The organism is Stenotrophomonas maltophilia, assembly GCF_002799155.1.
Taxonomy (GTDB): Bacteria; Pseudomonadota; Gammaproteobacteria; order Xanthomonadales; family Xanthomonadaceae; genus Stenotrophomonas; species Stenotrophomonas maltophilia_R.
On record NZ_NERD01000002.1, the window covers coordinates 1,182,908 to 1,206,193 of the forward strand.

The 23,286-nt window shown below is 66.7% G+C and carries 22 protein-coding genes and 4 tRNA genes; 9 read left to right on the forward strand and 17 right to left on the reverse strand.

All coding sequences use genetic code 11. From position 1 onward, the window contains the following. Position 1: 1 nt before the first annotated feature. The 3 genes from B9Y82_RS06070 to B9Y82_RS06080 form a co-directional block, all read right to left on the reverse strand. Positions 2–2,380 carry a TonB-dependent receptor gene (locus tag B9Y82_RS06070; RefSeq protein WP_100471937.1) on the reverse strand — a complete coding sequence of 793 codons (2,379 nt, stop codon included), beginning with the start codon at positions 2,378–2,380 and terminating at the stop codon, positions 2–4. Positions 2,381–2,495: 115 nt separating this feature from the next. Beyond that, positions 2,496–3,422: a c-type cytochrome gene (locus B9Y82_RS06075; protein WP_100471938.1), complete on the reverse strand. Its 927-nt coding sequence runs from the start codon at positions 3,420–3,422 to the stop codon at positions 2,496–2,498. Further along, positions 3,419–4,765, reverse strand: a complete 1,347-nt coding sequence (locus tag B9Y82_RS06080) for a c-type cytochrome (protein WP_100471939.1) — start codon at positions 4,763–4,765, stop codon at positions 3,419–3,421. Before B9Y82_RS06080 ends, B9Y82_RS06075 begins: the two co-directional genes overlap by 4 nt. A 185-nt stretch (positions 4,766–4,950) precedes the next feature. Here B9Y82_RS06080 and B9Y82_RS06085 point away from each other — a divergent pair, with 185 nt between their 5' ends. Beyond that, positions 4,951–6,069 (forward strand): alpha/beta fold hydrolase, encoded by a 1,119-nt coding sequence (locus B9Y82_RS06085; protein ID WP_100471940.1) that lies wholly within the window; start codon positions 4,951–4,953, stop codon positions 6,067–6,069. An 82-nt stretch (positions 6,070–6,151) separates the two neighbouring features. Here B9Y82_RS06085 and B9Y82_RS06090 read toward each other — a convergent pair whose 3' ends face one another. Beyond that, the gene (locus tag B9Y82_RS06090) at positions 6,152–7,291 is read right to left on the reverse strand and encodes an MFS transporter (RefSeq protein ID WP_100471941.1); all 1,140 of its coding nucleotides are present in this window, start codon (positions 7,289–7,291) and stop codon (positions 6,152–6,154) included. A 287-nt stretch (positions 7,292–7,578) separates the two neighbouring features. Then, complete coding sequence (locus B9Y82_RS06095) at positions 7,579–8,280, reverse strand: pirin family protein (RefSeq protein WP_049461316.1); 702 nt, start codon at positions 8,278–8,280, stop codon at positions 7,579–7,581. A 140-nt stretch (positions 8,281–8,420) separates the two neighbouring features. On the opposite strand from B9Y82_RS06095, the gene B9Y82_RS06100 reads away from it, so the two are divergent. Then, the gene (locus B9Y82_RS06100) at positions 8,421–9,341 is read left to right on the forward strand and encodes a LysR family transcriptional regulator (protein ID WP_100471942.1); all 921 of its coding nucleotides are present in this window, start codon (positions 8,421–8,423) and stop codon (positions 9,339–9,341) included. Positions 9,342–9,703: 362 nt separating this feature from the next. Here the strand turns inward: B9Y82_RS06100 and B9Y82_RS06105 are convergent. From B9Y82_RS06105 to B9Y82_RS06150, 10 genes are all read right to left on the reverse strand, one after another. Beyond that, a tRNA-Arg gene (locus B9Y82_RS06105) sits at positions 9,704–9,780 on the reverse strand. Between the two features lie 32 nt (positions 9,781–9,812). Next, positions 9,813–9,889 (reverse strand) — tRNA-Arg (locus tag B9Y82_RS06110). Positions 9,890–9,958: 69 nt separating this feature from the next. Continuing rightward, a tRNA-Arg gene (locus B9Y82_RS06115) sits at positions 9,959–10,035 on the reverse strand. After that, a complete protein-coding gene (locus tag B9Y82_RS06120) occupies positions 10,026–10,952 on the reverse strand; it encodes an alpha/beta hydrolase family protein (RefSeq protein WP_100471943.1) in 927 nt (308 codons plus the stop codon). The genes B9Y82_RS06115 and B9Y82_RS06120 overlap by 10 nt, the downstream gene beginning before the upstream one ends. Continuing rightward, the gene (thiD, locus tag B9Y82_RS06125; RefSeq protein ID WP_100471944.1) at positions 10,949–11,758 is read right to left on the reverse strand and encodes a bifunctional hydroxymethylpyrimidine kinase/phosphomethylpyrimidine kinase; all 810 of its coding nucleotides are present in this window, start codon (positions 11,756–11,758) and stop codon (positions 10,949–10,951) included. Before thiD ends, B9Y82_RS06120 begins: the two co-directional genes overlap by 4 nt. A gap of 64 nt (positions 11,759–11,822) precedes the next feature. Continuing rightward, the gene (locus tag B9Y82_RS06130) at positions 11,823–12,491 is read right to left on the reverse strand and encodes a YoaK family protein (protein ID WP_049447181.1); all 669 of its coding nucleotides are present in this window, start codon (positions 12,489–12,491) and stop codon (positions 11,823–11,825) included. 12 nt (positions 12,492–12,503) lie between these two features. Then, complete coding sequence (locus B9Y82_RS06135; protein WP_075674768.1) at positions 12,504–13,010, reverse strand: hypothetical protein; 507 nt, start codon at positions 13,008–13,010, stop codon at positions 12,504–12,506. After that, a complete protein-coding gene (locus B9Y82_RS06140) occupies positions 13,007–14,407 on the reverse strand; it encodes a PhoH family protein (RefSeq protein ID WP_005416112.1) in 1,401 nt (466 codons plus the stop codon). The genes B9Y82_RS06135 and B9Y82_RS06140 overlap by 4 nt, the downstream gene beginning before the upstream one ends. Before the next feature lie 84 nt (positions 14,408–14,491). Then, the gene (locus B9Y82_RS06145; protein ID WP_100471945.1) at positions 14,492–14,971 is read right to left on the reverse strand and encodes a peroxiredoxin; all 480 of its coding nucleotides are present in this window, start codon (positions 14,969–14,971) and stop codon (positions 14,492–14,494) included. Between the two features lie 91 nt (positions 14,972–15,062). Continuing rightward, a complete protein-coding gene (locus B9Y82_RS06150; protein WP_005409051.1) occupies positions 15,063–15,623 on the reverse strand; it encodes a glycine cleavage system protein R in 561 nt (186 codons plus the stop codon). Positions 15,624–15,787: 164 nt separating this feature from the next. Here B9Y82_RS06150 and dapA point away from each other — a divergent pair, with 164 nt between their 5' ends. Further along, a complete protein-coding gene (dapA, locus tag B9Y82_RS06155; protein WP_100471946.1) occupies positions 15,788–16,681 on the forward strand; it encodes a 4-hydroxy-tetrahydrodipicolinate synthase in 894 nt (297 codons plus the stop codon). Between the two features lie 32 nt (positions 16,682–16,713). Continuing rightward, positions 16,714–17,229, forward strand: coding sequence for a hypothetical protein (locus B9Y82_RS06160; RefSeq protein ID WP_100471947.1), 516 nt, complete (start codon positions 16,714–16,716; stop codon positions 17,227–17,229). 119 nt (positions 17,230–17,348) lie between these two features. Here the strand turns inward: B9Y82_RS06160 and fdxA are convergent, their stop codons facing one another. Beyond that, positions 17,349–17,672: a ferredoxin FdxA gene (gene fdxA, locus B9Y82_RS06165; RefSeq protein ID WP_005409054.1), complete on the reverse strand. Its 324-nt coding sequence runs from the start codon at positions 17,670–17,672 to the stop codon at positions 17,349–17,351. A gap of 188 nt (positions 17,673–17,860) precedes the next feature. On the opposite strand from fdxA, the gene B9Y82_RS06170 reads away from it, so the two are divergent. Then, positions 17,861–19,285, forward strand: coding sequence for a sugar porter family MFS transporter (locus B9Y82_RS06170; protein WP_100471948.1), 1,425 nt, complete (start codon positions 17,861–17,863; stop codon positions 19,283–19,285). Positions 19,286–19,565: 280 nt separating this feature from the next. On the opposite strand, the gene B9Y82_RS06175 is transcribed toward B9Y82_RS06170, so the two are convergent. Beyond that, a tRNA-Glu gene (locus B9Y82_RS06175) sits at positions 19,566–19,640 on the reverse strand. Positions 19,641–19,692: 52 nt separating this feature from the next. On the opposite strand from B9Y82_RS06175, the gene pcnB reads away from it, so the two are divergent. Genes pcnB through panC form a run of 4 tightly spaced genes read left to right on the forward strand, consistent with a single transcriptional unit; the run spans position 19,693 to position 23,247 of the window. Next, positions 19,693–21,072, forward strand: coding sequence for a polynucleotide adenylyltransferase PcnB (gene pcnB, locus B9Y82_RS06180; protein ID WP_100471949.1), 1,380 nt, complete (start codon positions 19,693–19,695; stop codon positions 21,070–21,072). Positions 21,073–21,075: 3 nt separating this feature from the next. After that, positions 21,076–21,561: a 2-amino-4-hydroxy-6-hydroxymethyldihydropteridine diphosphokinase gene (gene folK, locus B9Y82_RS06185; RefSeq protein WP_100471950.1), complete on the forward strand. Its 486-nt coding sequence runs from the start codon at positions 21,076–21,078 to the stop codon at positions 21,559–21,561. A 34-nt stretch (positions 21,562–21,595) separates the two neighbouring features. Further along, positions 21,596–22,411, forward strand: coding sequence for a 3-methyl-2-oxobutanoate hydroxymethyltransferase (panB, locus tag B9Y82_RS06190; RefSeq protein WP_004153072.1), 816 nt, complete (start codon positions 21,596–21,598; stop codon positions 22,409–22,411). Next, positions 22,408–23,247 (forward strand): pantoate--beta-alanine ligase, encoded by an 840-nt coding sequence (gene panC / locus B9Y82_RS06195; RefSeq protein ID WP_100471951.1) that lies wholly within the window; start codon positions 22,408–22,410, stop codon positions 23,245–23,247. Before panB ends, panC begins: the two co-directional genes overlap by 4 nt. Positions 23,248–23,286: the final 39 nt, after the last annotated feature.

A 23,286-nucleotide genomic window follows, 5' to 3' on the forward strand; every position in this document is an offset into this window, starting at 1 on the left:
CTCACAGGTCCACACGGAAGGAGATGCCGACGGTGCGCGGAGCGCCGATGAAGGCGTTGTCGCGACCGTCCACCCCTGCAAGATACCGCTTGTCGGTCAGATTGCTCACCACCAGGTTGGCGCCCATGCCCTTCAGGCGCGGCGACAGGCCCTGCAGGTCGAAGCCGATGTTGGCGTTGAACACGGTGGCCGAAGGCAGCTTGTTGACGTTGGCGGCATCGAGGTAGCGCGTGCCCAGGTAGCGACCGGACAGGCCGAAGTTCCAGTTCTCGCCCTGCCAGTCCGCCGACAGCACCAGGGTCTGTTCGGGCTGGCCGATCACCTTGGCGCCGTCGACGATGCCCAACTGGGTATCACGTGCGGCGTCGCCACTGCCCAGGTACTTGGAGCGGTTGTAGGTATAGGCAGCGTTGAGTCGCCAGCCGTTGTCCCAGCCGTAGCCGAAGGCGGCCTCCAGGCCGTTGCTCACCACGCCGCCGAAGTTCTCGTAGACGCCGTCGGTCTCGCCCAGGTAGTCGATGCCGCTGACGAAGCCGGCCGGCAGGTAGACGATGCGGTTGTCGAACTTGATGTTGTACAGGGTGACCGAGGCGGTCAGTGGCCAGCGGCTGATGCGCATGCCTACTTCGATGTTGTCGGCGGTCTCCGGCTCGACGTTGCGGAAGCGCTGCGGGTCGGTCTCGCCGAGAACGCCGGAGGGAATGGCGGCGAAGTTCTGCGAGAAGCCAGCGAACAGCTCCATGCCTTCCACGCCCGGCGCCCAGGTGAAGCCGGTGGACAGCAGCGGGTCGGACTTGGAATCGGATTTGACGTGCTCACTGGCACCGATCACGCGGCGGCGCGACTGGTCGACGAAGAACTGCTTCACGCCCAGGCGTGCACTGAACGGGCCGAAGCGGGCCACGTCCTCGACGTAGTACATCTGCTCGTCGACCTTGTACTTGTCCTCGAACTGGACCCAGTAGGGCTGGTGGTCGAAGCCGATGTCCTGGCCGACGTTGAGCAGGCGGTGCCAATCGCGGCGGGCAGAGCGGTCCAGCTTCTCCACCCACAGGCCGCCGCGGATCGTGTTGTCGACCGCACCGAAGGTCTGCCGCCACTCGACGTCGGCGGTCACGCCCATGCGGTCATTGTCATAGTGGGTGTGGCGATACGACTGCGCGCCCAGCACGTTGCCGGCATAGCAGTTCGGATCGTACTCGGCAGTGAAGCCCAGCCGCGGCGTGCAGCTGGCCAGGCGCTGAGCAGCGCTGCCGTCGGGATTGACGAAGAAGATCTGGCCGCGGTTGCTGCCTCCATACACGGTCTTTCCACCGATGTACTCCGACTCGGGGCGGCCGGCACCGTCATCGCTGACCTGCGCCAGGTACGGTGGCAGCCAGTCGCCACGGCCTTCCATGCGGTGCCCGTAGGCCGCCACCGAGGCCTTGAAGCCGTTGCCGCCGTCGAAGGCCGCGCGCAGGTAGCCGAAGGTGTTCTCGCGCAGCGCACGCGAGCCGGAACGGTAGTTCTGGTCCAGGTAGGGAATGCCGGTGAGGGTGCCGACCAGGTTGTCGCGGTCCGGATTGGTGGCGAAGCCCTTCGGCGAGACGCTGGTGTACTCCGGCTCGTCGGCATCGTTGTAGGACAGGTAGCCGGTCAGCGTCCAGCGATCCAACTCGGTGATGAACTTGCCGGCGATGTGGTCGTTGCTGGTCTTGCCGCTGCCGTCGATCCAGTCATGCACGCGGGCCGAAGAGGCACTGACCCAGGCGCGCGTATGGCCGCCCAGCAGGCCGGTGTCGTAGCGCACGTAGTACTTGCGTGCTTCGTTGTCACCGGCACCGACCACGAAGCGCAGGCGGCTGTCCTGCAGCGGATCGCTGGTGAGGAAGTTGAGGGTGCCGCCCAGCGCTTCGTTCGAGCGCGAGGAAATGTCGGCGGTGCCCTGGCTGACCTCCACCGTTTCCAGATCGAGGGTGTCGATGTAGCGGTTGGCCAGCGAACCGCCGCCGTAGCCCGAGCCTCCATTGGGCAGGCCGTCGATAGTGGTGCCGATCTGCTGGGTATCGCGGTTGGTGACGAAGCCGCGCATGCTGATCTGCGTGCCCCACACCGACGAACCGGTGGCGTCGGCTTCGCTGACCACCACCCCAGGTACTTCGTTGAGCGCGTCGTTGACGCTGCTCATCACCGTCTGCCGGTTCAGCGTTTCCGCACGCACCGAGGTCTTGGCGTAGCTGGTGGCCTGGCCGATGACCTGCACCTGGTCGAGGGTACGCGCCTCGCTGCTGCGCGCCTCGGCCGCCGCGCCCTGCGGTGCTTCGGCCAGGGCGTCCAGTGCGGGGGCGATCAGCAGGGCAAGCAGGGAGACACGGGGAAAGCGCGCGAACGTTCGCATCGAGACCGGACCTTCAGGGGTGGGAAGCCCCGGAGTGTCAGCAATGCCAATGACATCGGCATGACGTGAATATGCAGGAACCGTGTTGTGGGACGGCCCGCACCCGCCACTTGCTTCAGTAGCGCGCGTCCTTGGGTTTCGGGTCGCGCGGCCAGTCCTTGGCCTTGTTGGCGAAGTCCGGCCGCGGCTGGTTGATGAAGTAGCTGGCGATGTCCACCGCATCCTGGTCGGGCATCACCTGCTGCCCCAGTGGCGGCTCGCGGGTCACCGCCGGCGGCATGTTGTGCTTGACGAAACCGGCCGCTTTGTACAGGCGCGCCATGCCGGCGCCAATGTTGAAGCTGTGGTGGCCCCACAGCGGCGGGAAAGCGATGTCTCCGCTGGCGTCGCGCCGGCCTTCGCCGTTGTCGCCGTGGCAGGCAGCACACTGCGCGGCGTACAGTGCCTGGCCACGGATCGGGTCCGGCGTCAGCGTGTTGTTGATCGGCCCTTCGCTGGGAGCAGCCACGCGCGCGCCGTCCGGCACCGGGCTGCTCAGCCATGCCATGTAATCGAGCATCGCGCGCATCTGTGGCGAGTCCTTCGGCAACGGCTTGCCGTTCATCGAACGCTGCAGACAACCGTTGATGCGCTCGGTCAGCCCGATGACCTTGCCGGGGCGCGGCATGTAGCGCGGATAGGCACCACCACCGGTATTGAAGTAGTGGTTGCCGAAGGGCCTCTTGCCCTCGGCCATGTGGCATGAGTTGCAGTTCAGATCGTTGCCGACGTTGTCCGGCAGCAGGCGCGCGGTTTCGTTGAGGATGCGGCGGCCGAGCATCACCGATTCGGCATTGCCCAGCCCGGCGATCTCCTCGGCGCTGGGTGCGTGGTAGTGCCCGACCACCTTGCCCTGCGCATCGAGGATATCGATCGTGCTGGCTACGGCAGCATCCAGGTCCGGGTACAGGTGACGGTAGGCGAGGGCGCTGGCACCGGCCAGCAGCACCACGGTGATCGCACTACCGATCAGCAGGCGGGAACGTTTGCGCGAACGCTTCATCGTGCAGCCTCCTGCGGAACGTAGTGCACCGGCTTGTCGCGCACCACCCGGCGCATGCGCGCCACGTCGACCTCGCTCACCGCGCTGGCCTGGTTGCCCCAGCTGCTGCGGATGAAGGTCAGGATCTGTGCCAGTTGCGCATTCGGCAGCTGCTCGAAGCCAGGCATGGTGAAGGCCATGCGGTCGTGCGGGGTAAGCGGCGTGCGTCCGCCGATCAGGGTCACCTGTACCAGTGAACTGGGATCATCGGCGAACACGATCGAGTTGCCGGCCAGGGCCGGATAGACGCGGGGCATGCCACGGCCGTCGGCACGGTGGCAGGCCTGGCAGTGCTCGGCATAGGCGAGCGAACCGGCAACACGGTAGTCGCCGCTGCGCAGTGCGGCCGTGGTGGTGTCGGTACCGGGTGACCACTGGGCACTGCGGCCCTCACGCGCGGGCAGCTGTTTCAGGTAGCGCGCCATGGCCAGCAGGTCAGCGTCGGACAGGTACTGCGTGCTGTGCTCGACCACGTCGGCCATGCCACCGAAGGCCGCCGAGCGATCGGTGCGTCCGGTACGAAGGAAGTCGACGATCTCACCCTCGCTCCAGCTGGCCAGGCCGGTCGATTCATTGCGCAGGTTCTTCGCGTACCAGCCTTCCAGCACCGAGCCGGACAGGAACTGGCGGCTGCCATCATCGGCCATCTCCTTTTCCTGGAACGCCAGCCCGCGTGGCGTGTGGCAGGCGCCGCAGTGGGCCAGGCCTTCCACCAGTTCGGCGCCGCGCTGCTGGCCGGCATCCAGCGCTGGATCCGGGCGGAAGCTGCGCGGGCGTGCAAACAGCATTTGCCACCAGGCCAGTGGCCAGCGCATGTTGGCCGGCCATGGAATGGTGCTGTCGGCGTTGTCCTGTTTCACCGGCTGCACCGAACCCATGAAATAGGCGTACAGCGCCTTGATCTCGGCATCGCTGGCGATCACGTACGAGGCGTACGGCATCGCCGGATACAGCGGCTGGCCATCATGGCGGATGCCACGGCGCACCGCGCGTTCGAAGTCGGCGTAGTCGTAGGCACCGATGCCGGTGTCCGCATCGGGCGTGATGTTGGTCGAGTAGATCGTGCCCATCGGTGTCTGCATGCCCAGGCCACCGGCGAACGGCTTGCCGCCCGGCGCGGTGTGGCACGCCGCGCAGTCGGCCGCGCGCGACAGGTACTGCCCCTGCGCGATCAGTGCCGGGTCGTGGATGTCGACCTGCGCCATCTGCCGCGGTGCGAACCAGTAGGGCGTGCTGCGGGCGATGCCGTAGGCGGCGGCCACGGTGGCGGCCAGGGCAATGGCGAGCTTGAACGAGGTGCGCATGGCGGCACTGTGGGCAATCCCGCATGCGTGTTCATTGATCCGGATCAATGACTGAACGGATACGGCTTGTACACCAAGCTGAATCGTTCCTGCGCTGTCATCAAGTCGTCATCCGTGCGCGATAGATGACCGGCCTATCGGGGAGTTAACGTCTCGGCCTGCCTGATTCACCCCTATGACGTCATATGAAGCGCCTGCTGCTGTTGTTGCTGGCGTGCGCCGGCCTGTGGCTGGCTGCATGCTCCTCCTCGATGAATGCTGCTTCCACCTCGCTCGCCGATCGGCTGATTGCGCCAGGTGGTGTGTCGACCCTGCTTGATCGCCCGCGCATCGCCGCGGCCATTGCCGAACTACCGAACCGCAATGGCTTCGCGCCGGGCCGCGATGGGGTGCCGATCTTCTGGCGTGTGTTCGATCCCGGCGATTACGGCGCGCGTTACCACTACTTGCCGCAGCGCCACGAGAACGGACTGCCGCTGGATACCGGCCTGAGCGTGGCCGTGCCGCAGCCGTTCCAAGCGCAGGCGCCGCGCGGCACCGTGGTGCTGCTGCATGGCTGGATGATGAACGGTGATTCGATGCTGCCATGGTCGCTGCAGCTGGCCGAATCCGGGTATCGCGTGATCACCCTCGACCTGCGCAACCATGGCCAGTCCGGTGCCGGCCCCTCCGGCTATGGCACCTATGAATCCGATGACGTGGTCGATGTGATCGGTGAGCTGCGCGCGCGCGGCGAAGTGACCGGGCCGCTGTACCTGTTCGGTGTGTCCTACGGCGCGGCCACGGCGGTTTTCACCGCCGACAAGCTGGGCGACCAGGTGCAAGGCGTGGTGGCGATGGAATCGTTCGCCAACGCTGGCGTGGCGATCCGTACCATGATCCCGCACCTGATGGGGCTGCAGCCGGAGGGCCTGAAGGCGCAGGCGGTGGCCTCGTACGCGCGCTGGCGCTATGGCGGCCAGGACATCAACCAGGTGATCGCCGCCGCCAGCCGCCGCATCGACGTCGATCTGGACCGCGTGGACGTGGCGCGTGCGCTGGCCGATACCCACGCCTGCGTGCTGCTGCTGCACGGGCAGCGCGATCAGCATATCCCGGTCAGCCAGGGACGCGAGCTTGCGCAGGCCAACCCGCGCGCGCACTACATCGAAATGCGCGGCGAGGACCACATCACCCTGCCGTTGCGGCTGGACCTGCTGGCGGGGGTGGTCGATGACTGGATGGCGCGCGACGAGCACCATCCGCAGAGTGCCTGCCCGGCCCCACAGCTGCCTGCCCAGGCCGAGTGGCTGGCGCGCAGCTGAGAAAAAGGGGACGGAGGGGATTAAGTCGTTTCCCGCACACTTGCGCTAGAAACGACTTAATCCCCTCCGTCCCCTTTTTCTGTCAGGCCACCCGTCTTGCCAGCGAGCGCGCAGACGCCGCGACGCCCAGCAGCAGCGCGGCCACGCACAGGAAGGCGAAGCCGAGGCTGGTGGCGTGTGCCAGTGCGCCGATCGCTGCCGGGCCGGCGAGGATGCCGGCGTAACCCAGCGTGGTCACCGCGGTGATGGCGATGCTCTCCGGCATCACCCGCTGTTGCCCCGCCATCGAGAACAACGCCGGCACGATGTTGGCGCAGCCCAGCCCGACCAGTACGTAGCCGGCCAGCGCCACCGGGAACGACGGTACCAGCGTGGCCAAGGTGAAGCCGGCTGCAGCGGTGATGCCACCGATGACCAGGGTGCGGGTCCGGCCGAGGCGCTCGACGATGCCGTCGCCGAGCAGGCGCATCGCGGTCATCGCCAGGGTGAACAGCGCGAAGCCGGCACCAGCCTGGTCACGCGGCACCTGCCGCACGTCGGTGAGGAACACCGCGCTCCAGTCCAGCATCGAGCCCTCGGCGAGGAACACCACGAAGGCCAGCACGCCGATGAACAGCACCACGCCGTGCGGCAGCGCCAGCAGTGGGCCTTCGTGCAGTATCCGTTGCGGGCGCCAGTGCGGTGCCGACAGCACCGCGACCAGCAGCAGTGCCGCCACCGAAACCAGCGCGGCCAGCCACAACGGCGTACCCAGGATCAGCAGGCCGGTCATGCAGCCGGCACCGACGAAACCGCCGATGCTGTAGAAGGCGTGGAAGCCGGACATCATCGCGCGCCCGGCGTCGCGCTCGACCGCTACGGCCTGCATGTTCATCGCACAATCCAGCGCGCCGACGCCGGCACCGAATACGAAAAGCGCCGCACCCAGTGCCACGGGTGAGGGCGCCAGCACCAGCAAGGGCAGGGCACACAGCATCATCGCGCAGGTGATCACCATCACCCGGCGGCAGCCCAGCCGCCCCGTCAACGCACCTGCCAGCGGCATCGCCAGCAACGAGCCCAGGCCGAGGCACAGCAGTACCGCGCCGAGGCTGGCATCGGACAGCCCGGCCTTGGCCTTGGCAAAGGGCACCATCGGCGCCCATGCGGCCGTGGCGAATCCGGGAATGAAGAAGGCGGCGCGGGTGGCGTGCTGCTGGGCACGTGGGGATGAAGGCGTCATGCGGATGCGAAGCTCAAGAGAGCATCCATGAAAACGATTTCAGGCTGGGCCTGCAAGTGCCTTGCGTGACATCGGGTGACGCATACGATTGCAGTGACCCGATTGCGTCACGAGCGATTAACGCCACGCACGGACAGTGGGTGCACGGTCGGCATTCCGCTGGCCGCTGTCGCAGGCCTGTACATGAGCATGACGGTGGTGATCTGGAAGGCGCCGCTGGCCAGTACGTCCGGTGATGTTCTGCACAGAAGCGCCCGCGATGTTCTGCAGCATCGCGGGCGTTGCGGTTACAGCGGCAGGTCGAACACCAGCACTTCGGCATCATTGCCGTTTTCCAGGGTCAGCTGTGCTTCGTCGCTGACCTGCAGCGCATCACCGGCTTCCAGGGTGATGCCATTGACCTGCAGCTGGCCGCGGGCTACCTGCACATAGGCGCCACGGCCGTTGCCGAGCGCGTGGTGCAGCTTCTGGCCACCATCGAGGATGGTGGCGAAGATGCGGGCATCCTGGTGGATGCGCAGCGAACCATCGGCACCGTCCGGCGAGGCGATCAGGCGCAGTTGGCCGCGCTTGGTTTCCGGAGCAAAGTGGGTCTCCTCGTAGGACGGCGTGATGTTCTCGGTGTCGGGGAAGATCCAGATCTGCAGGAAGTGCACGGTTTCGTCGGCCGAGTGGTTGAACTCGCTGTGGCTGACACCGCTGCCGGCGCTCATGCGCTGCACGTCGCCGTAGCGCAGCACCGAGCCGGTGCCCATCGAGTCCTTGTGCTCCAGCGCGCCGCCCAGCACATAGGAAACGATCTCCATGTTGCTGTGGCTGTGGGTGCCGAAGCCCTGGCCGCCAATCACTTTGTCTTCGTTGATCACCCGCAGCGGGCCGAAGCTGACGTAGCGGGGGTCGTAGTAGTTGGCGAAGGAGAAGGTATGGCGCGAGGACAGCCAGCCATGCTCGGCCAGGCCACGGGTAGCGCTCTTGCGGATCTGCAGCATGATGGAATCTCCTTGTTCGATGTTTTCGATGGGGCGGGGTGGGCTGGTAGTCGCCGTGTTTCCCCGTTGGAGAGAAGTATCCGCTTGCGCCTGGGGTTTGAAAAACGGATAGTTTTGACAGCCATCATCGAAAAATTCGAATGCTCAAGCTCAGCCTCGATGCCCTGCAGATCCTGGACGCCATCGACCGCCGCGGCTCGTTCGCCGGCGCCGGCAAGGCCCTGCACAAGGTGCCTTCGACCATCTCCTACACCGTGGCCAAGCTGGAGGAAGACCTCGGCGTCCAGTTGTTCGACCGCGTCGGCCCGCGTGCCGAACCGACCGAGGCCGGACGCGCCCTGCTGGACGAGGGGCGGCATCTGCTGCGCGCGGCCCGCGAGCTGGAGCTGCGGGTGCGCCGGGTGGCGTCGGGCTGGGAGACCGAACTGACCCTGGCGGTGGACTCGGTGTTCCCGACCTGGCTGCTGGGGCCGGACATCGCGGCGTTTCGTGAGGCGGAGGCGCCGACACGGCTGCGGCTGATCGGCGAGGCCCTGTCCGGCACCTGGGAGGCTCTGCTGGACCGCCGTGCCGACCTGCTGGTCGGTGCACCGGGCGAGGGACCCAGTGGCGGCGGCTATGTGGTCGAGCCGCTGGGCACGGTGGAGTTCGTGTTCGCGGTCGCGCCGGATCATCCGTTGGCCAACGTGCCGGGCGTGCTCGGTCGCGAGCAGCTGGTCGAGCACTGCGCGATCGCCGTTTCTGATTCGGCGCGGCGGCTGCTGCCGCGCACGGTGGGCCTGTTGATGGGGCAGGAGATGCTGACCGTGCCGGACATGGCCAGCAAGCTGAAGCTGCAATGCCAAGGCGTGGGCTTCGGCTTCCTTCCCGAGCCGTGCGCGCGCGCGGCGGTGGCGCGGGGCCAACTGGTGATCCGCGAGGTGGAGGAGCACAAGCCGGAGGAAACCTTCTGGCTGGCCTGGCGCACCGGTGAGGATGGCGCCGCACTACGCTGGTGGCGCGAGCGCCTGCGCAGGCCTGGGCTGTTGTCGCAGTGGTGGCAGTCAATGGCCAGGGGGTAGGGGTACGGCAGGGCTGCGCCCTGCACCCACTACGATCCAACAGCAACAGCAACAGCAAAAGCTGGTTTCCTGAGGGATGGCGGGGTGGGTCCGGTTGCGGGAGACGCCGTAAACCCATCCGTGGGGGCTTGGCCGCGGCTTGCTCGTGTGCGCAGGACTGCGCACACGAGCAAGCGGCTGCCAAGCCTACAGGGACGTACTTGCGGCGTCCCCGCACTCCTACACCGCCCCACCAACCCACGGAATGCCAGCTTTTGCTGCTGCCGTTGCCTTGGCTTGAGGCATCTGCGGGTGCAGGGCGCAGCCCTGCCGAAAAACACACATAAAAAAACAGCAGGCCGAGGCCTGCTGTTTCGGTGTAATGGTGCGCCCGGAGAGATTCGAACTCCCGACCGCCTGGTTCGTAGCCAGGTACTCTATCCAACTGAGCTACGGGCGCCAATTACATAAACTTGTTGTGCTGACTGTGTATGGTGCGCCCGGAGAGATTCGAACTCCCGACCGCCTGGTTCGTAGCCAGGTACTCTATCCAACTGAGCTACGGGCGCGCGGTACACAATCAACGTGTTGCCAAATTTTACTGCATTCCCAGCGGCGGATGCTGGGAACCTGTCGAGTGGTGCGCCCGGAGAGATTCGAACTCCCGACCGCCTGGTTCGTAGCCAGGTACTCTATCCAACTGAGCTACGGGCGCCCTGCGACAGGAGCGGAATTATGCGGATGTCGGCGCGCATCGTCAACAGTTTTGTGAAAATTTTCATCCAACTGAATGAAAAAACTGTCAGCCACGGCATCCGGGGCCTTCAGCCAGGCGAAATGATCCGCGCGCGTGCCCAGTTCCTGCGCGGACAGCACGCGCAGCTGCGCGTCCACATTCGGCAGCTTCGCCAGCAACGTCTGCATCGATCCGGTCGGTGCCAACCAGTCGTGCTCCATCAGCACCGCCTGCGCGCTGCCATGCACGCGCGCCATCTGCGCATCGAGGTCTTCGTCCATTCCGACTGCGGCGTAGTGGTTGTTCAGGCCCACGCGCGCCCAGTCGGCGATCAGTCCGCGCGCTTCGGTGCCACCGAAGCCGAGGCGCCGACCATGCAGCACGCCCTGGCGCTGCGCGATCCACGGCAGGAAGCGGTAGACCAGCGGCAGCAGCCAGCCGCGCGGTGGCGGGAAGCCGCGCCAGAACGGTGAGCCGCTGGCCGCCAGCCACAGCCGGTTGAAATGCTGCGCATTGCGGCCGGCATGCACGCAGGCCAGCTGACCGCCGAGGCTGTGGCCACCGATGATCCAGGGCAGGGCGCCCGCCTCATCATCCGCCGCGGCAAGGACCGCCTGGCTGGCCGGCAGATCCTGTTCGAGTACTTCGCGATAGCCCCAGTCCTGCATGCGCGATGGGCGTAGCGAGCTGCTGCCATTGCCCCGCCACTCATGCAGGTACACCGCCACGCCTTTCGCCGCCAGCGCCAGCGCCAGCGGCAGGTAGTGGCGCGCGGCCACGCCCAGCGCCGGCAGCCACAGCAGGCGCGCGATGGGCTGTGCAGGCACGCACGCGATCACTTCGTAGCGATGGCCATCGTCGCACTGCACGGCAAGGAGGGTCGGTGCCAGGCTCATGCGTGCGGTGCCGCGCCGAAGTGATCGAGCACCAGCACCTCGCTGCGGCCGGGGGCATAGCCCTGCTGCAGGCCGCGTGCAACATAGTCGATGCCGGCTTCGCAGGCGTTGGCCAGGCTCAGGCCGTTGCACAGCTGCGCGGCGATGGCCGAGGCCAGCGTGCAGCCGGTGCCATGTGCATCCAGTGGCAGGCGGGCGTGGATGAATTCTTCGCTGCTGACGCCGTCGAAGTAGCGGTCGATCACGCGGTTGCCTTCCTGCAGATGGCCACCTTTCAGCAGCACCGCACCGGCGCCCAGGTCGAGCAGGGCGGAAGCGGCGCGCTCCGCGTCATCGCCGTTGCCGATCTTCCGTCCAACCAGCAGCTCTGCTTCCGGCGTGTTCGGGGTGATCAGCGTGGCCAGTGGGATCAGGCGCTCGCGCATCGCCTGCAGGGCGCTGTCTTCCAGCAGGCGTGCGCCGCTGGTGGCGACCATCACCGGGTCCAGTACCACGTGCGGCGGACGATGGTGCTCCAGGACGTCGGCGACGGTGTTGATCACCTCGGCGTTGGCCAGCATGCCGAGCTTCACCGCGTGGATGTCGAAGTCATCGAAGCAGGCGTCCAGTTGCGCGCGCAGGAAATCGACCGGCGGCACATGCACGGCGATGACGCCTCGGGTGTTCTGTGCAGTCAGCGCGGCGATCGCGGAGAGGCCGTGCACGCGATGTGCTGCAAACGCCTTCAGGTCGGCCTGGATGCCTGCACCGCCGCCGGAGTCGGAGCCGGCGATGGTGAGGGCGGAGACGGGAGTGGTCGGGCTCATCCAGCGATTGTGCCGTGGTCCCGCTGGGGAAGGTAGATCCACGCCATGCGTGGATGTCCTTGATTCAATGCCGCCAACGCGCCCATTGCTGGTACAGCACATAGCCCAGCCCGGTCAGGCCGGTCAGCAGGGCCGGGGCGAGCAGGGCGTCGTACTGCCAGCGCATGAACAGCCAGGCACCGATCATGCCGCCGGCGAGGAAGCCGCTGATGATCAGGCCGCTGAGGGTCAGTCGTCGGACCTGCAGCGGCAGTCCGCGCAGCAGGTGGCCCAGGCCGATGCCGAGATCGGTGAACATGCCGCTGAGGTGGGTGGTGCGCACCACCGCGCCGCTGAAGGTGGTGGCCATAGCATTCTGCAGGCCGCAGGCCATGGCGGCGGCCAGTGCGCCCCAGATCTGGTGCCGTTCGAACAGCGGAATGGCCACCAGCAACAATGCCGATTCCAGCGCCAGCGCCACGCCGTAGCGGCGGCCCAGCTGCAGGGTGCTGTCCTGGATCAGCAGGCCGCTGAGCATCGCGCCCAGCGAGAACGCGATCAGCAGGCCCCACAGGTGGCCGACCGCGCGCCAGTCCCCCTGCGCCAGTGCCATGCCGAGCTGGCTGGTACTGCCGGTCATGTGGCTGACCGCCTGGTGCTCGAAACCGAGGAAGCCGACCACGTTGACCATGCCGGCCACGCACGAGAGCGCGACCGCGCCGATCCAGACCCAGGTGGGCAGGCGTATTCCCATCGGCGGGGCCCCTCAGGGCCCGCCGAAGCCGCCGTTGAACTGCAGCTCGCTGAAGGTGTTGCTGGCCGGGTCGAACACCGCGCCCCAGAACTGCGTGCCGCCATCGCAGACGCGGATCGCTTCCCGTGCTGGATTGATGCCGCTGTCGTCGGGTAGATGGAAGGCGTTGATGTAGATCAGCCGCTGGCCGGCGCTTTCGATACCGACGTACTGGCGGTCAAAGTCGAGCACCTTCGGCACCTGGGCTTCCAGCGAAGACAGTTTCGCTTCCAGCTGGTCGACCTGCTGCCGGCTGGGCGCCCAGTAGCCGCTGACCCGCCCGGCCTCGCGGCCGGGGCTGGGTCGCGAGCAGGTGTCGAGCACCTGCGCGGCGATGATCGGGCGGGTGACCACCCAGGACTGGCCGGTACGCTCGGCGGTCGGCACGCTGGCCGGGCCGCGCGTGGTGGTGCAGGCACCCAGGGCGGCTGCGAGCGCGATCGCAGCCGTGGGCAGCAGCAGGCGGGTGCAGCGGTTCACAACACCTCCGAAGCGTAATCGGCCAGGCGCGAGCGTTCGCCACGGCGCAGGGTGATGTGCGCACTATGCGGCCAGTTCTTGAAGCGATCCACCGCGTAGGTCAGGCCCGAGGTGGTCTCGGTCAGGTAGGGAGTGTCGATCTGCTCGACGTTGCCCAGGCACACGATCTTGGTGCCTGGGCCGGCACGGGTGATCAGCGTCTTCATCTGCTTCGGGGTGAGGTTCTGTGCCTCGTCCAGGATCAGGTAGCGCGACAGGAACGTGCGGCCACGCATGAAGTTCATCGAACGGATCTTGATGCGGCTGGCAAGCAGGTCGTTGGTAGCCTGGCGCCCCCACGTGCCGCCTTCCTGATTGTGCGTGAGCACCTCCAGGTTGTCGGTCAATGCGCCCATCCACGGCGTCATCTTCTCTTCTTCGGTGCCGGGCAGGAAACCGATGTCCTCGCCGACGCTGACCGTGGCGCGGGTCATGATGATTTCGCGGTAGCGCTGCTGGTCCATCGTCTGCGCCAGGCCGGCGGCCAGCGCCAGCAGGGTCTTGCCGGTACCGGCGGTACCCAGCAGGGTCACGAAGTCGATCTCCGGATCCATCAGCGCGTTGAGCGCGAAGTTCTGCTCGCGGTTGCGTGCACTGATGCCCCACACGGCGTGGCTGCCATGACGGAAATCATCAACCAGCGACAGCACCACCTTGCCGTCGCCGACCACACGGCTGACGCGCAGCTCGACTTCATCTTCGCCGGGCAGGTACACGTACTGGTTCGGGTACCACTCCTCACCGTCCTGCGCCTGGATCTCGTAATGGCTGCGGCCCTTGTCGCTCCAGCTGCGCAGGTCATCGCCGTGGCGCTTCCAGAAGTCTTCCGGCAGCTCGGTGGCACCGGTGTAGAGCAGGCTGAAATCGTCCAGCGCGCGGTCGTTCTCGTAGTCCTCGGACACGATGCCGGCGATGGCGGCCTTGATCCGCAGGTTGATGTCCTTGGAAACGAACACCACCGGCAGGTCCGGGGTTTCTTCCTTCAGCGCCAGGATCGCGCCAAGGATGGCGTTGTCCGGGATCACCTTGCCGAAGCTCTTGCCGGCGTCGAAATGGCTGGTCTGGAAGCGCAGCTTGCCGGCGCTCTGCTTGCCGCGCAGCTGCAGCCCATTGGGGCGCTGCAGCGGAATGCCGTCGGCAAGGTTGTCCAGGCCGGAGGCCTGCACCAGCTCGTTGAGGAAGCGGCTCACCTGGCGGGCGTTGCGGCTCGCTTCGGAGGTGCCCTTCTTGCCGTTGTCCAGCTCCTCGATCACCTGCATGGGCAGGTAAACGTCGTGCTCCTCGAATTTGAACAGCGCGGTGGGATCGTGCATCAGCACGTTGGTATCCAGCACGTAGATGCGCTTGCCTCGGGTCATCGTCGATTCCTGGTTACGGACAGGGAAAAACCACCACGGCCTGCTGCGGGGCAGGGTGATGGCAGACACAGTAGGCAGTGGGACTCACTTGGACTGGGAGGCCTTCAGTTCGGCGAGAACGGCATCGGCATGGCCGGCGACCTTGACCTTGCGCCAGGACTGCACGATGCGGCTGTCGGGGGAAATCAGGAAGGTGCTGCGTTCGATGCCACGTACCTGCTTGCCGTACATGTTCTTCATCTTGATCACGTCGAAGGCGGTGCACAGCGCTTCGTCGCCATCGCTGACCAGCGGGAAGCTGAAGCCCTGCTTGGCGCAGAAGTTGTCGTGCGACTTCACCGAATCGCGCGAGACGCCCAGCACGACCGCGCCGGCCTTCTTGAACTTCGGCAGCAGCGCGTTGAAGTCGATGCCCTCGGTGGTGCAGCCCGGGGTGCTGTCCTTGGGGTAGAAGTACAGCACCAGCCAGTGGCCGGCGTAGTCGCCGAGAGTGGCCTGGTCGCCACCGGACAGCGCCAGTGGCAGGGAAAGGGTGGTGCTGTCCAGGGTATCGCCGTTGTTCATGAGGTCCTTCTGTCGAGCCTGGGTTCTTTCCAAGACAATTGCATGAAACGCCACGCGCCCGTGAGAGGCGCGCGAAAAATCAGTAATTCATTCAGAACTTCATCGGGTCCATGATCGCGTCCAGGTTCAGGTGGTCGCAGAACTCAAGGAAATCGTCGCGCAGCGCGGCGATGTGCATGTTGGCCGGCACGCCGATGGTGACCTGTGCACTGAACATCTCCGCACCGGTCTGCATGGCGCGGTAGCGCGTGCTCTGCAGGTTCTCGATGGTGATGCCCTGGCGGTCGAAGAAATCGGCCAGCTGGAACAGGATGCCCGGCTTGTCGGCGGCGATCACTTCAACGATGTACGGCAGCAGGTTGGACTGCGCCTGCTTGGCGGCAGTGCGGTACCAGACCAGCTTCAGGCCTTCCTCGCGTTCCAGCCGGGTCAGCATCGCCTCGAGCTTGGCCACCGAGTCCCAGGAGCCGGTGGCCAGGGCGGTGACCGAGACATCGCGGCCGACCGTGGCCAGGCGTGCGTCCACCAGGTTGCAACCGCTGTCGGCGATGCGGCGGGTGACGGACAGCAGGGGGGACTCCGGATGCGTCGTATAGGCGTTGATCAGGAGGTGGTTTTCGCTCGGCGCGGGGCGCGGGGTGGTGTCGGTCAAGGCGATTCCGGGTAATGCATGCGTTAGTCTGAATGCCCGCCAGAGGCGGGGATCCACCGGTGTCCAGCATACTTGCCCGTGCTTTCGCGCCGCAAGTAACATTCAGGTCGCCCCCCAGCCTTTCGTGGCGGGCGTTTCCCTTCCCAGCCAAGAGCAGCACGTCCTTGTCCCTTTCCGGCCTCATCACCGCGCTGGCGACCCCGTTCCGGGCCGACGGCGCCCTCGATCCCGATGGTTGGCAGCGCCTGCTGCACCTGCAACTGGAGGGTGGCGTCCATGGCGTTGTCGTGGCTGGCTCGACCGGCGAAGCGGCGACCCTGACCGATGCCGAGTACGACCTGCTGCTGGCCAGCGCGGTCGAACGCATCGGCGGCCGCATTCCGGTCATGGCCGGCACCGGCCTGTCCGGTACTGCCAAGACCATCGAACAGACCCGTCGTGCCGCTGTCCTTGGCGCCAGCCACGCGTTGGTGGTCACTCCGCCGTACGTGCGGCCGACCCAGGCCGGCCTGATCGCGCACTACCGCGCGGTTGCCGACCAGGGCGGGCTGCCGGTCGTGCTGTACAACGTGCCCGGCCGCACCGGCTGCGACATGCAGCCGGAGACCGTGGCCGAGCTGGCCAGCCATCCCAACATAGTCGGCATCAAGGAAGCGGTGGGCGACACCGGCCGGGTGCAGGCACTGCTGGCGCTGCGCAGCCCGCAGTTCGCGGTGCTCAGTGGTGACGACGGCACCGCCGCGCGTTCGATCCGGGCCGGTATCGATGGCCTGATCTCGGTCGGTTCCAACGTTCTTCCAGGCGCCTATCGCCGGATGTGCGAACTGGCCGCCGCGCAGGACCACGAAGCCACCGAGTCGTGGGATGCGCGCCTGCATCCGTTCCATGATTTCTGTGGCGTCGAACCCAACCCGATCCCGGTCAAGGCGCTGCTGCGCCGCATCGGCATCGGTCATGACCTGCGCCTGCCGCTGCTGCCGCTGTCGGCGGCACATCATCCGGCGGCCGACCATCTTGCCGGCGACATCGCCGCCCTCGAAGCCCTTTCCAGCCACTGACCTTCCGTCTTGGTCTGACCCAGGAGATTCACATGCGTCAATCCGTTTCCACCGTCCGCGTGCTGTCCTGCGCCCTGCTTGCCGTGGCCGTCGCCGCCGGTACCACCGGCTGCTTCAAGCGCGGCGTCAAGGGCGACTACGCTCTGGCCCCGGAAATGCGTCCGCTGGAAGTGCCGCCGGACCTGAACCTGCCCAACGCCACCACCGACAACAAGGTGCCGACACTGGCTTCGGCCACCAAGCCGGCAGCCCCGGTTGCCGCAGCGCCGGCGGCGGGCAACACCGGTTTCACCATTGCCGGTGGCAAGGATGAAGCCTTTGCCAAGGTGGGTACCGCGCTGGAAGGCATCGCGGGCGTGACCATCGCCAGTCGTGCTCAGCTGCTGGGCTCGTACGATGTGGCCTACGAAGGCAGCAACTTCCTGGTTCGCGTGGTCGCTGTTGATGCCGGTGCCTACATCTCCGCGGTCGACCCGCGTGGCCTGCCGGCCACCGCCGAAGCGCCGGTGAAGCTGATCGCCGCGCTGAAGGCGAAGCTGGCCCAGTAAGGGCCGGTCGGGTAGAGGCCGACCTTGGTCGGCGCTTCTGTGCCAACCAAGGTTGGCACCTGCCGAAAACAGGAAAGGGCGCCGATGGCGCCCTTTTCCGTTGCCACTCCAGGCGCTTCTCAGCGCTCCAGCAGCTTCAGCTTGTCCGGCTTGCCGTCCCATTCGCCGGCGTCGGCGGGTGGGTCCTTGCGCACGGTCAGCACCGGCCATTCCTTCGCCAGCTCGGCATTGAGGGCGACGAAGCCTTCCTGGCCGGCGGGCACATCGTCCTCCGGGAAGATCGCATTGACCGGGCACTCCGGCTCGCAGAGGGTGCAGTCGATGCACTCATCCGGGTCGATCACCAGGAAGTTCGGGCCTTCGTGGAAGCAATCCACGGGGCACACTTCCACGCAATCGGTGTGTTTGCACTTGATGCAGTTTTCGGTGACGACAAAGGGCATGGGCTGGGGGTGGATCGATTCCTGAACCCGCCAATTCTAGAACAGGTTGGCCCCCGGTGTCGGTGCGGGGCGGAAATCGGGCGTCTGGCAGGCGCGGCCGTGCCGTCATTGGCGGCACGGCAGGGCCTGTGCGACGCTGCGGGGTAACCGGTCCTGATGGCCGGGCTCCCTTCCCAGCAGGATCATCCATGTCCCAAGCCCAGCCCGGTACCGTCTCTCGCGGCGGTGAAAACACGGTGTTCATTGTTCTGGTCAGCTGTGTGGCCACCCTTGGTGGATTCCTGTTCGGCTTCGACAGTGGTGTCATCAATGGCACGGTCGATGGCCTGCGCCAGGCGTTCAACTCCAGCGAGGCAGCGCTCGGTTTTGAAGTCGCGTCGATGCTGCTGGGCTGCGCGATCGGTGCCTTCCTCGCCGGCTGGCTGGGCGATCGCCTGGGCCGTCGCGGTGTGCTGATCGCTTCGGCATTGATGTTCCTGGTCTCGGCGCTGGGCGCCGGCGCCGCTCACGCCTCGTGGCTGTTCATCGCCGCACGCGTGCTCGGCGGCTTCGCGGTGGGTGCGGCCAGTGTGATGTCGCCGGCCTACATCGCCGAAGTTGCCTCGGCGCGGTATCGCGGCCGGCTGGCCACAGTGCAGCAGATGGCGATCATCTGCGGCCTGTTCGCCGCCTTCCTCAGCAATTACCTGCTGGCCCGTGCCGCCGGGGCGTCTACCGAGCCGCTATGGCTGGGCCATGAGGCCTGGCGCTGGATGTTCTGGATGCAGGCGCTGCCGTCGGCGCTGTTCCTGCTCTTGTTGCTGGTGATCCCGGAAAGCCCGCGTTTCCTGGTGTTGAAGGGACGGCAGGGGCAGGCGAGGGCGGTGCTGGTGCGGCTGTACGGCGAGGCCGCAGCGACGGCCAAGCAGGCCGAGATCGAAGCCAGCCTGGCCCGGGACCAGCACAAGCCGCGCTTCAGTGATCTGCGCGACACGGTCAGCGGCAGGCTGCGCCCGATCCTGTGGGTGGGCATCGGCCTGGCCATGTTCCAGCAGCTGGTCGGCATCAACGTGGTGTTCTACTACGGCGCGGTGCTGTGGCAGGCGGTGGGCTTCTCTGAAGGCGACGCGCTGCTGATCAATGTGCTGTCCGGCGCGCTGAGCATCGGCGCCTGCCTGCTGACCGTACTGTTGATCGATCGCATCGGGCGCAAGCCGCTGCTGTGGGTCGGCTCAGTCGGCATGTCGGTGGCGCTGGTGCTGATGGTGGTCGCCTTTGCCAGTGGCAGCCTGGCCGACGGCCGCCTGCAGCTGTCCGATGGCATGGGGCGGTTGGCGCTGGTCGCGGCCAACGTCTACGTGGTGTTCTTCAACATGTCCTGGGGCCCGGTGATGTGGGTCATGCTGGGCGAGATGTTCCCCAACCAGATCCGTGGCCCGGCGCTGGCGGTGGCGGGTGCCGCGCAATGGACCTCGAACTTCGCGATCACCGTGACCTTCCCGATGCTGCTGGCCGGCATCGGCCTCGCGGGCGCCTATGGCATCTACACGGTCGCGGCGATCCTCTCGATCTTCTTCGTGGTGCGCTACGTACGCGAGACCAAGGGCAAGGAGCTGGAGCAGATGGAAGGCTGACGGCCGGCCTGTGTGTCTGCGCCTCCTTTCTTCGTGGGGAGGCGGCGGGCCAGCCGATCCAGGACACGTCGCAAGCCCATCCAAGGGGGCTTACGGCGCCAAGGATGGCGCCATGGAGCACCATGGATGGGCTTTTGCGTGCCCAGGCCAGGGTGGCCCGCCCCCTCCCACGCAGGAACAGGAAGGCGCTGCTGCGACCAGGCCGACCGATGCCAATGCAAACCCCGGAAAACAGAAAAGCCCGCACAAGGCGGGCTTTTTCGGTTCCTGCTGCGGCGACTGGCGCTCCCTAGGGGACTCGAACCCCTGTTTTAGCCTTGAGAGGGCCACGTCCTAACCACTAGACGAAGGGAGCGTAACTGTGTCGCTGCCGAGGCAGGAGCGCTAGTATATGCACCTCGATGCCATTGGGCAATCCCGAAACTTCAACCGGAAGCGCCAACATCATTTCCTCTGCTACATCACCGTTCAGCCTGCGCGTCATCCCGCGCGACCAGCACACGATCTCCCGCAAGGACATCAGCCCTAACGCCCTGCGCGTGCTTTATCGCCTGCGCGATGCCGGCTTCGGCGCCTACCTTGTCGGCGGCGCGGTGCGTGATCTGCTGGTCAATGGCCAACCCAAGGATTTCGACGTGGCCACCGACGCCACGCCCGAGCAGGTCAAGCAGCTGTTCCGCAACTGCCGCCTGATCGGCCGCCGGTTCCGCCTCGCCCACGTTGTCTTCGGCCGCGAGGTCATCGAAGTCGCCACCTTCCGTGCCAACAGCGATGACGGCAGCGGCGACCGCGAGATGGAAAACGGCATGCTCGTGCGCGACAATGTGTACGGCACCATCGAAGACGACGCCATCCGCCGCGACTTCACCTGCAACGCCCTGTACTACGCCATCGAGGACTTCTCGGTGCGCGACTACACCGGTGGCTTCGAGGACGTGCAGGCGCGCCTGATGAAGCTGATCGGTGATCCCGAGCAGCGTTACCGCGAGGATCCGGTGCGCATGCTGCGTGCGGTGCGCCTGGCGGCCAAGCTTGGCTTCCAGATCGAAGAGGGCACCGCCGCGCCGATCCCGCATCTGGCCGGCCTGCTCAACGAAGCTGCGCCGGCACGCCTGTTCGAGGAAGTGCTCAAGCTGTTCCTGTCCGGGCACGGTGTGGCCAGCTTCGAAGGCCTGGAGCGCTACGGCCTGCTCGACGTCCTGTTCCCGGAAAGTGCCAGGGCGCTGAAGGCCAACCGCACCGGCGCGTTGCGCCGCATGCTGGTCGAGGGCCTGGCCAATACCGATGCGCGGGTGGCCAACGACGAACCGGTCTCGCCGGCGTTCCTGTTCGCGCTGCTGCTGTGGCCGGCGTTCTGCCGTGCTCAGGCGACCCTGCTCAAGCAGGGCGTGGCACCGGAAGAAGCGCAGCGCCGCGCCGCCGACCGCGTCACCGTGCAGCAGCTCAGCACCATCGCGCTGCCGCGCCGCTTCTCGCTGCCGATGCAGGAAATCTGGCTGCTGCAGTCGCGCTTCAGTTCGCGCCAGCGCAAGCGCGTGTTCCGCACCCTGACCCATCCGCGCTTCCGCGCCGCGTTCGATTTCCTCAGCCTGCGCCAGGTGGCCTCGTCCGAACACGCCGCCGATGTCGAGTTCTGGCGCGAAGCGCAGGCACAGTCCGGTCGCGAGCTGGAGTCGTCGCTGGATGCGATGCACGGCGAAGATGGCGAAGACGAGAGCGGGGCGCCGCGCAAGCGCCGCCGCCGCCGCCGTCGCCCGGGTGCCCCGGCCGGTGCAGCGGGCGAGTAAGCAATGACCCTTGCCTGGATCGGCCTCGGCGCCAACCTCGGCGACGCGGCCGCCACCGTCGGCGCGGCGATTGCCGCGCTCGACGGCCTGCCTTCGACCCGTCTGCACCAGGCGTCGCGCCTGTATGCCACGCCGGCCTGGGGCAATGAAGACCAGCCGCCGTTCGTCAACGCGGTGGCATCGGTCGAAACCACATTGCAGGCCGATGAGCTGTTGCAGGCCATGCTGGCGTTGGAGCAGCGCTTCGGCCGCGTGCGCGATCCGGCGGTGCACTGGGGCCCGCGCGCGCTGGACCTGGACCTGTTGCTGTATGGCACGCAGGAACTTGACCAGCCCGGGCTGCGGGTGCCGCATCCGTACCTGCACGAGCGTGCCTTCGTGCTGGTGCCGCTGGCTGAAATCGCGCCGGAACTGACAATTCCTGGCCATGGACGCGTGCAGGATGCAGTGATGCGGGTCGATGCCTGCGGGATCGCGCCGATAGGGTGATAATGCCCGGGTTATCTCCCCCGGTTATCAGCACATGAGCACCCACGCAGACAGCAAGCCCTGGACCGTTCCCGCCCTGGCCGAGGCCAAGCGCAATGGCCAGAAGCTGGTCATGTTGACCGCCTACGACGCCGGCTTCGCCCGCACCTTCGATGCCAACGGCGTCGACCTGATCCTGATCGGCGATTCGCTGGGCATGGTGGTGCAGGGCCATGATTCGACCCTGCCGGTGACAGTGGCCGACATGGTCTACCACACCCGCGCCGTGGCCCGCGTGCTGCAGCGTGCGCTGCTGGTGGCCGACCTGCCGTTCGGCGCCGATGCCACCCCGGAGCGCGCGCTGGATGCCTCGCTGCAGCTGCTGCAGGCCGGTGCCGAGATGGTCAAGATCGAAGGTGCCGGCTTCAAGGTCGACATCATCCGCTACCTGGTCGAGCGCGAGATTCCTGTCTGCGCGCATCTGGGCCTGACCCCGCAATCGGTGCTGCGCCTGGGGGGCTTCAAGATCCAGGGCCGTGGCGATGCCGCGCGCCAGCTGGTGGAGGACGCCAGGGCCGTGGCCGCCGCCGGCGCCAGCATCATGGTGCTCGAATGCGTGCCGACCCCGGTCGCCGCCGAAGTGACCGCCGCGGTCGATGTGCCGACCATCGGCATCGGTGCCGGCCCGCAGTGCGATGGCCAGGTGCTGGTGCTGCATGATTTCCTGGGCCTGGACAGCGGGCATCGCCGTCCCAAGTTCGTCAAGGATTTCCTTGCCGAAGGCGGTTCGGTGGCCGGTGCCACCCGCGCCTATGCCGACGCGGTGCGCGACGGCAGCTTCCCCGACGAACAGCACGCCTACGCCCAATGATCCAGACCTTCAACGAACTCGGCGCACTGCGCGAGCAGATCGCCCAGTGGAAGCGCGAGGGCCTGCGCGTGGCGCTGGTGCCGACCATGGGCAACCTGCATGGGGGTCACCATTCGCTGGTGACCCTGGCCCGCCAGTACGCCGACAAGGTGGTGGCGAGCATATTCGTCAACCCCACCCAGTTCGGCCCCAACGAGGATTTCAGCCGCTACCCGCGCACGCCCGGGGCCGACGTGGCCGGGCTGGAGCAGGTCGGCTGCGATGCCGTGTGGCTGCCCAGCGTGGAGGCGATGTATCCGCTGGGCGTGGACAGGACCACGCGCATGCACGCGCCGGGTGTCAGTGAAGTGCTGGAAGGCGCCAGCCGTCCGGGTCACTTCGATGGCGTGTGCACGGTGGTGGCGCGCCTGTTCCTGCAGGTGCAGCCGGACGTGGCCGTATTCGGCCGCAAGGACTACCAGCAGCTTGCCGTGATCAAGCAGATGGTGGCCGAGCTGTCGTTCCCGATCCAGATCGTCGGTGCGGAGATCGTGCGGGACGACGATGGCCTGGCCAAGAGTTCGCGCAACCAGTACCTGAGCGCCGAACAGCGCCCGGTCGCGACCACCATCCACCGCACCCTGCTGGGCATGCGCGAGGGCTACGTCGCCGGGCAGGCGCGCGAGCGCATCGAGGCCGATGCCACCGCTGCGCTGCAGGCCGCTGGTTTCCAGGTCGACTATGCCGTGCTGCGCACGCCGGAACTGGCCGAGCCGACCTTCGACGGCGGTGGCCGCGTGGCGCTGATTGCCGCGCGCCTGGGCACCACCCGCCTGATCGACAACCTGGAGTTCTGAGCCGCATGCGGCTCCGGGGCGCCCGCATGCGGCGCCTCT

Coding starts and splice junctions, on each gene's coding strand:
- B9Y82_RS06160 (WP_100471947.1), top strand. CDS start 16,714: ATGCGTCAATCCGTTTCCACCGTCCGCGTGCTGTCCTGCGCCCTGCTT.
- B9Y82_RS06130 (WP_049447181.1), bottom strand. CDS start 12,491: ATGGGAATACGCCTGCCCACCTGGGTCTGGATCGGCGCGGTCGCGCTC.
- panC (WP_100471951.1), top strand. CDS start 22,408: ATGATCCAGACCTTCAACGAACTCGGCGCACTGCGCGAGCAGATCGCC.
- B9Y82_RS06070 (WP_100471937.1), bottom strand. CDS start 2,380: ATGCGAACGTTCGCGCGCTTTCCCCGTGTCTCCCTGCTTGCCCTGCTG.
- thiD (WP_100471944.1), bottom strand. CDS start 11,758: ATGAGCCCGACCACTCCCGTCTCCGCCCTCACCATCGCCGGCTCCGAC.
- fdxA (WP_005409054.1), bottom strand. CDS start 17,672: ATGCCCTTTGTCGTCACCGAAAACTGCATCAAGTGCAAACACACCGAT.
- B9Y82_RS06170 (WP_100471948.1), top strand. CDS start 17,861: ATGTCCCAAGCCCAGCCCGGTACCGTCTCTCGCGGCGGTGAAAACACG.
- B9Y82_RS06145 (WP_100471945.1), bottom strand. CDS start 14,971: ATGAACAACGGCGATACCCTGGACAGCACCACCCTTTCCCTGCCACTG.
- panB (WP_004153072.1), top strand. CDS start 21,596: ATGAGCACCCACGCAGACAGCAAGCCCTGGACCGTTCCCGCCCTGGCC.
- B9Y82_RS06100 (WP_100471942.1), top strand. CDS start 8,421: ATGCTCAAGCTCAGCCTCGATGCCCTGCAGATCCTGGACGCCATCGAC.
- folK (WP_100471950.1), top strand. CDS start 21,076: ATGACCCTTGCCTGGATCGGCCTCGGCGCCAACCTCGGCGACGCGGCC.
- B9Y82_RS06140 (WP_005416112.1), bottom strand. CDS start 14,407: ATGACCCGAGGCAAGCGCATCTACGTGCTGGATACCAACGTGCTGATG.
- B9Y82_RS06080 (WP_100471939.1), bottom strand. CDS start 4,765: ATGCGCACCTCGTTCAAGCTCGCCATTGCCCTGGCCGCCACCGTGGCC.
- B9Y82_RS06095 (WP_049461316.1), bottom strand. CDS start 8,280: ATGCTGCAGATCCGCAAGAGCGCTACCCGTGGCCTGGCCGAGCATGGC.
- B9Y82_RS06090 (WP_100471941.1), bottom strand. CDS start 7,291: ATGACGCCTTCATCCCCACGTGCCCAGCAGCACGCCACCCGCGCCGCC.
- B9Y82_RS06120 (WP_100471943.1), bottom strand. CDS start 10,952: ATGAGCCTGGCACCGACCCTCCTTGCCGTGCAGTGCGACGATGGCCAT.
- B9Y82_RS06075 (WP_100471938.1), bottom strand. CDS start 3,422: ATGAAGCGTTCGCGCAAACGTTCCCGCCTGCTGATCGGTAGTGCGATC.
- B9Y82_RS06085 (WP_100471940.1), top strand. CDS start 4,951: ATGAAGCGCCTGCTGCTGTTGTTGCTGGCGTGCGCCGGCCTGTGGCTG.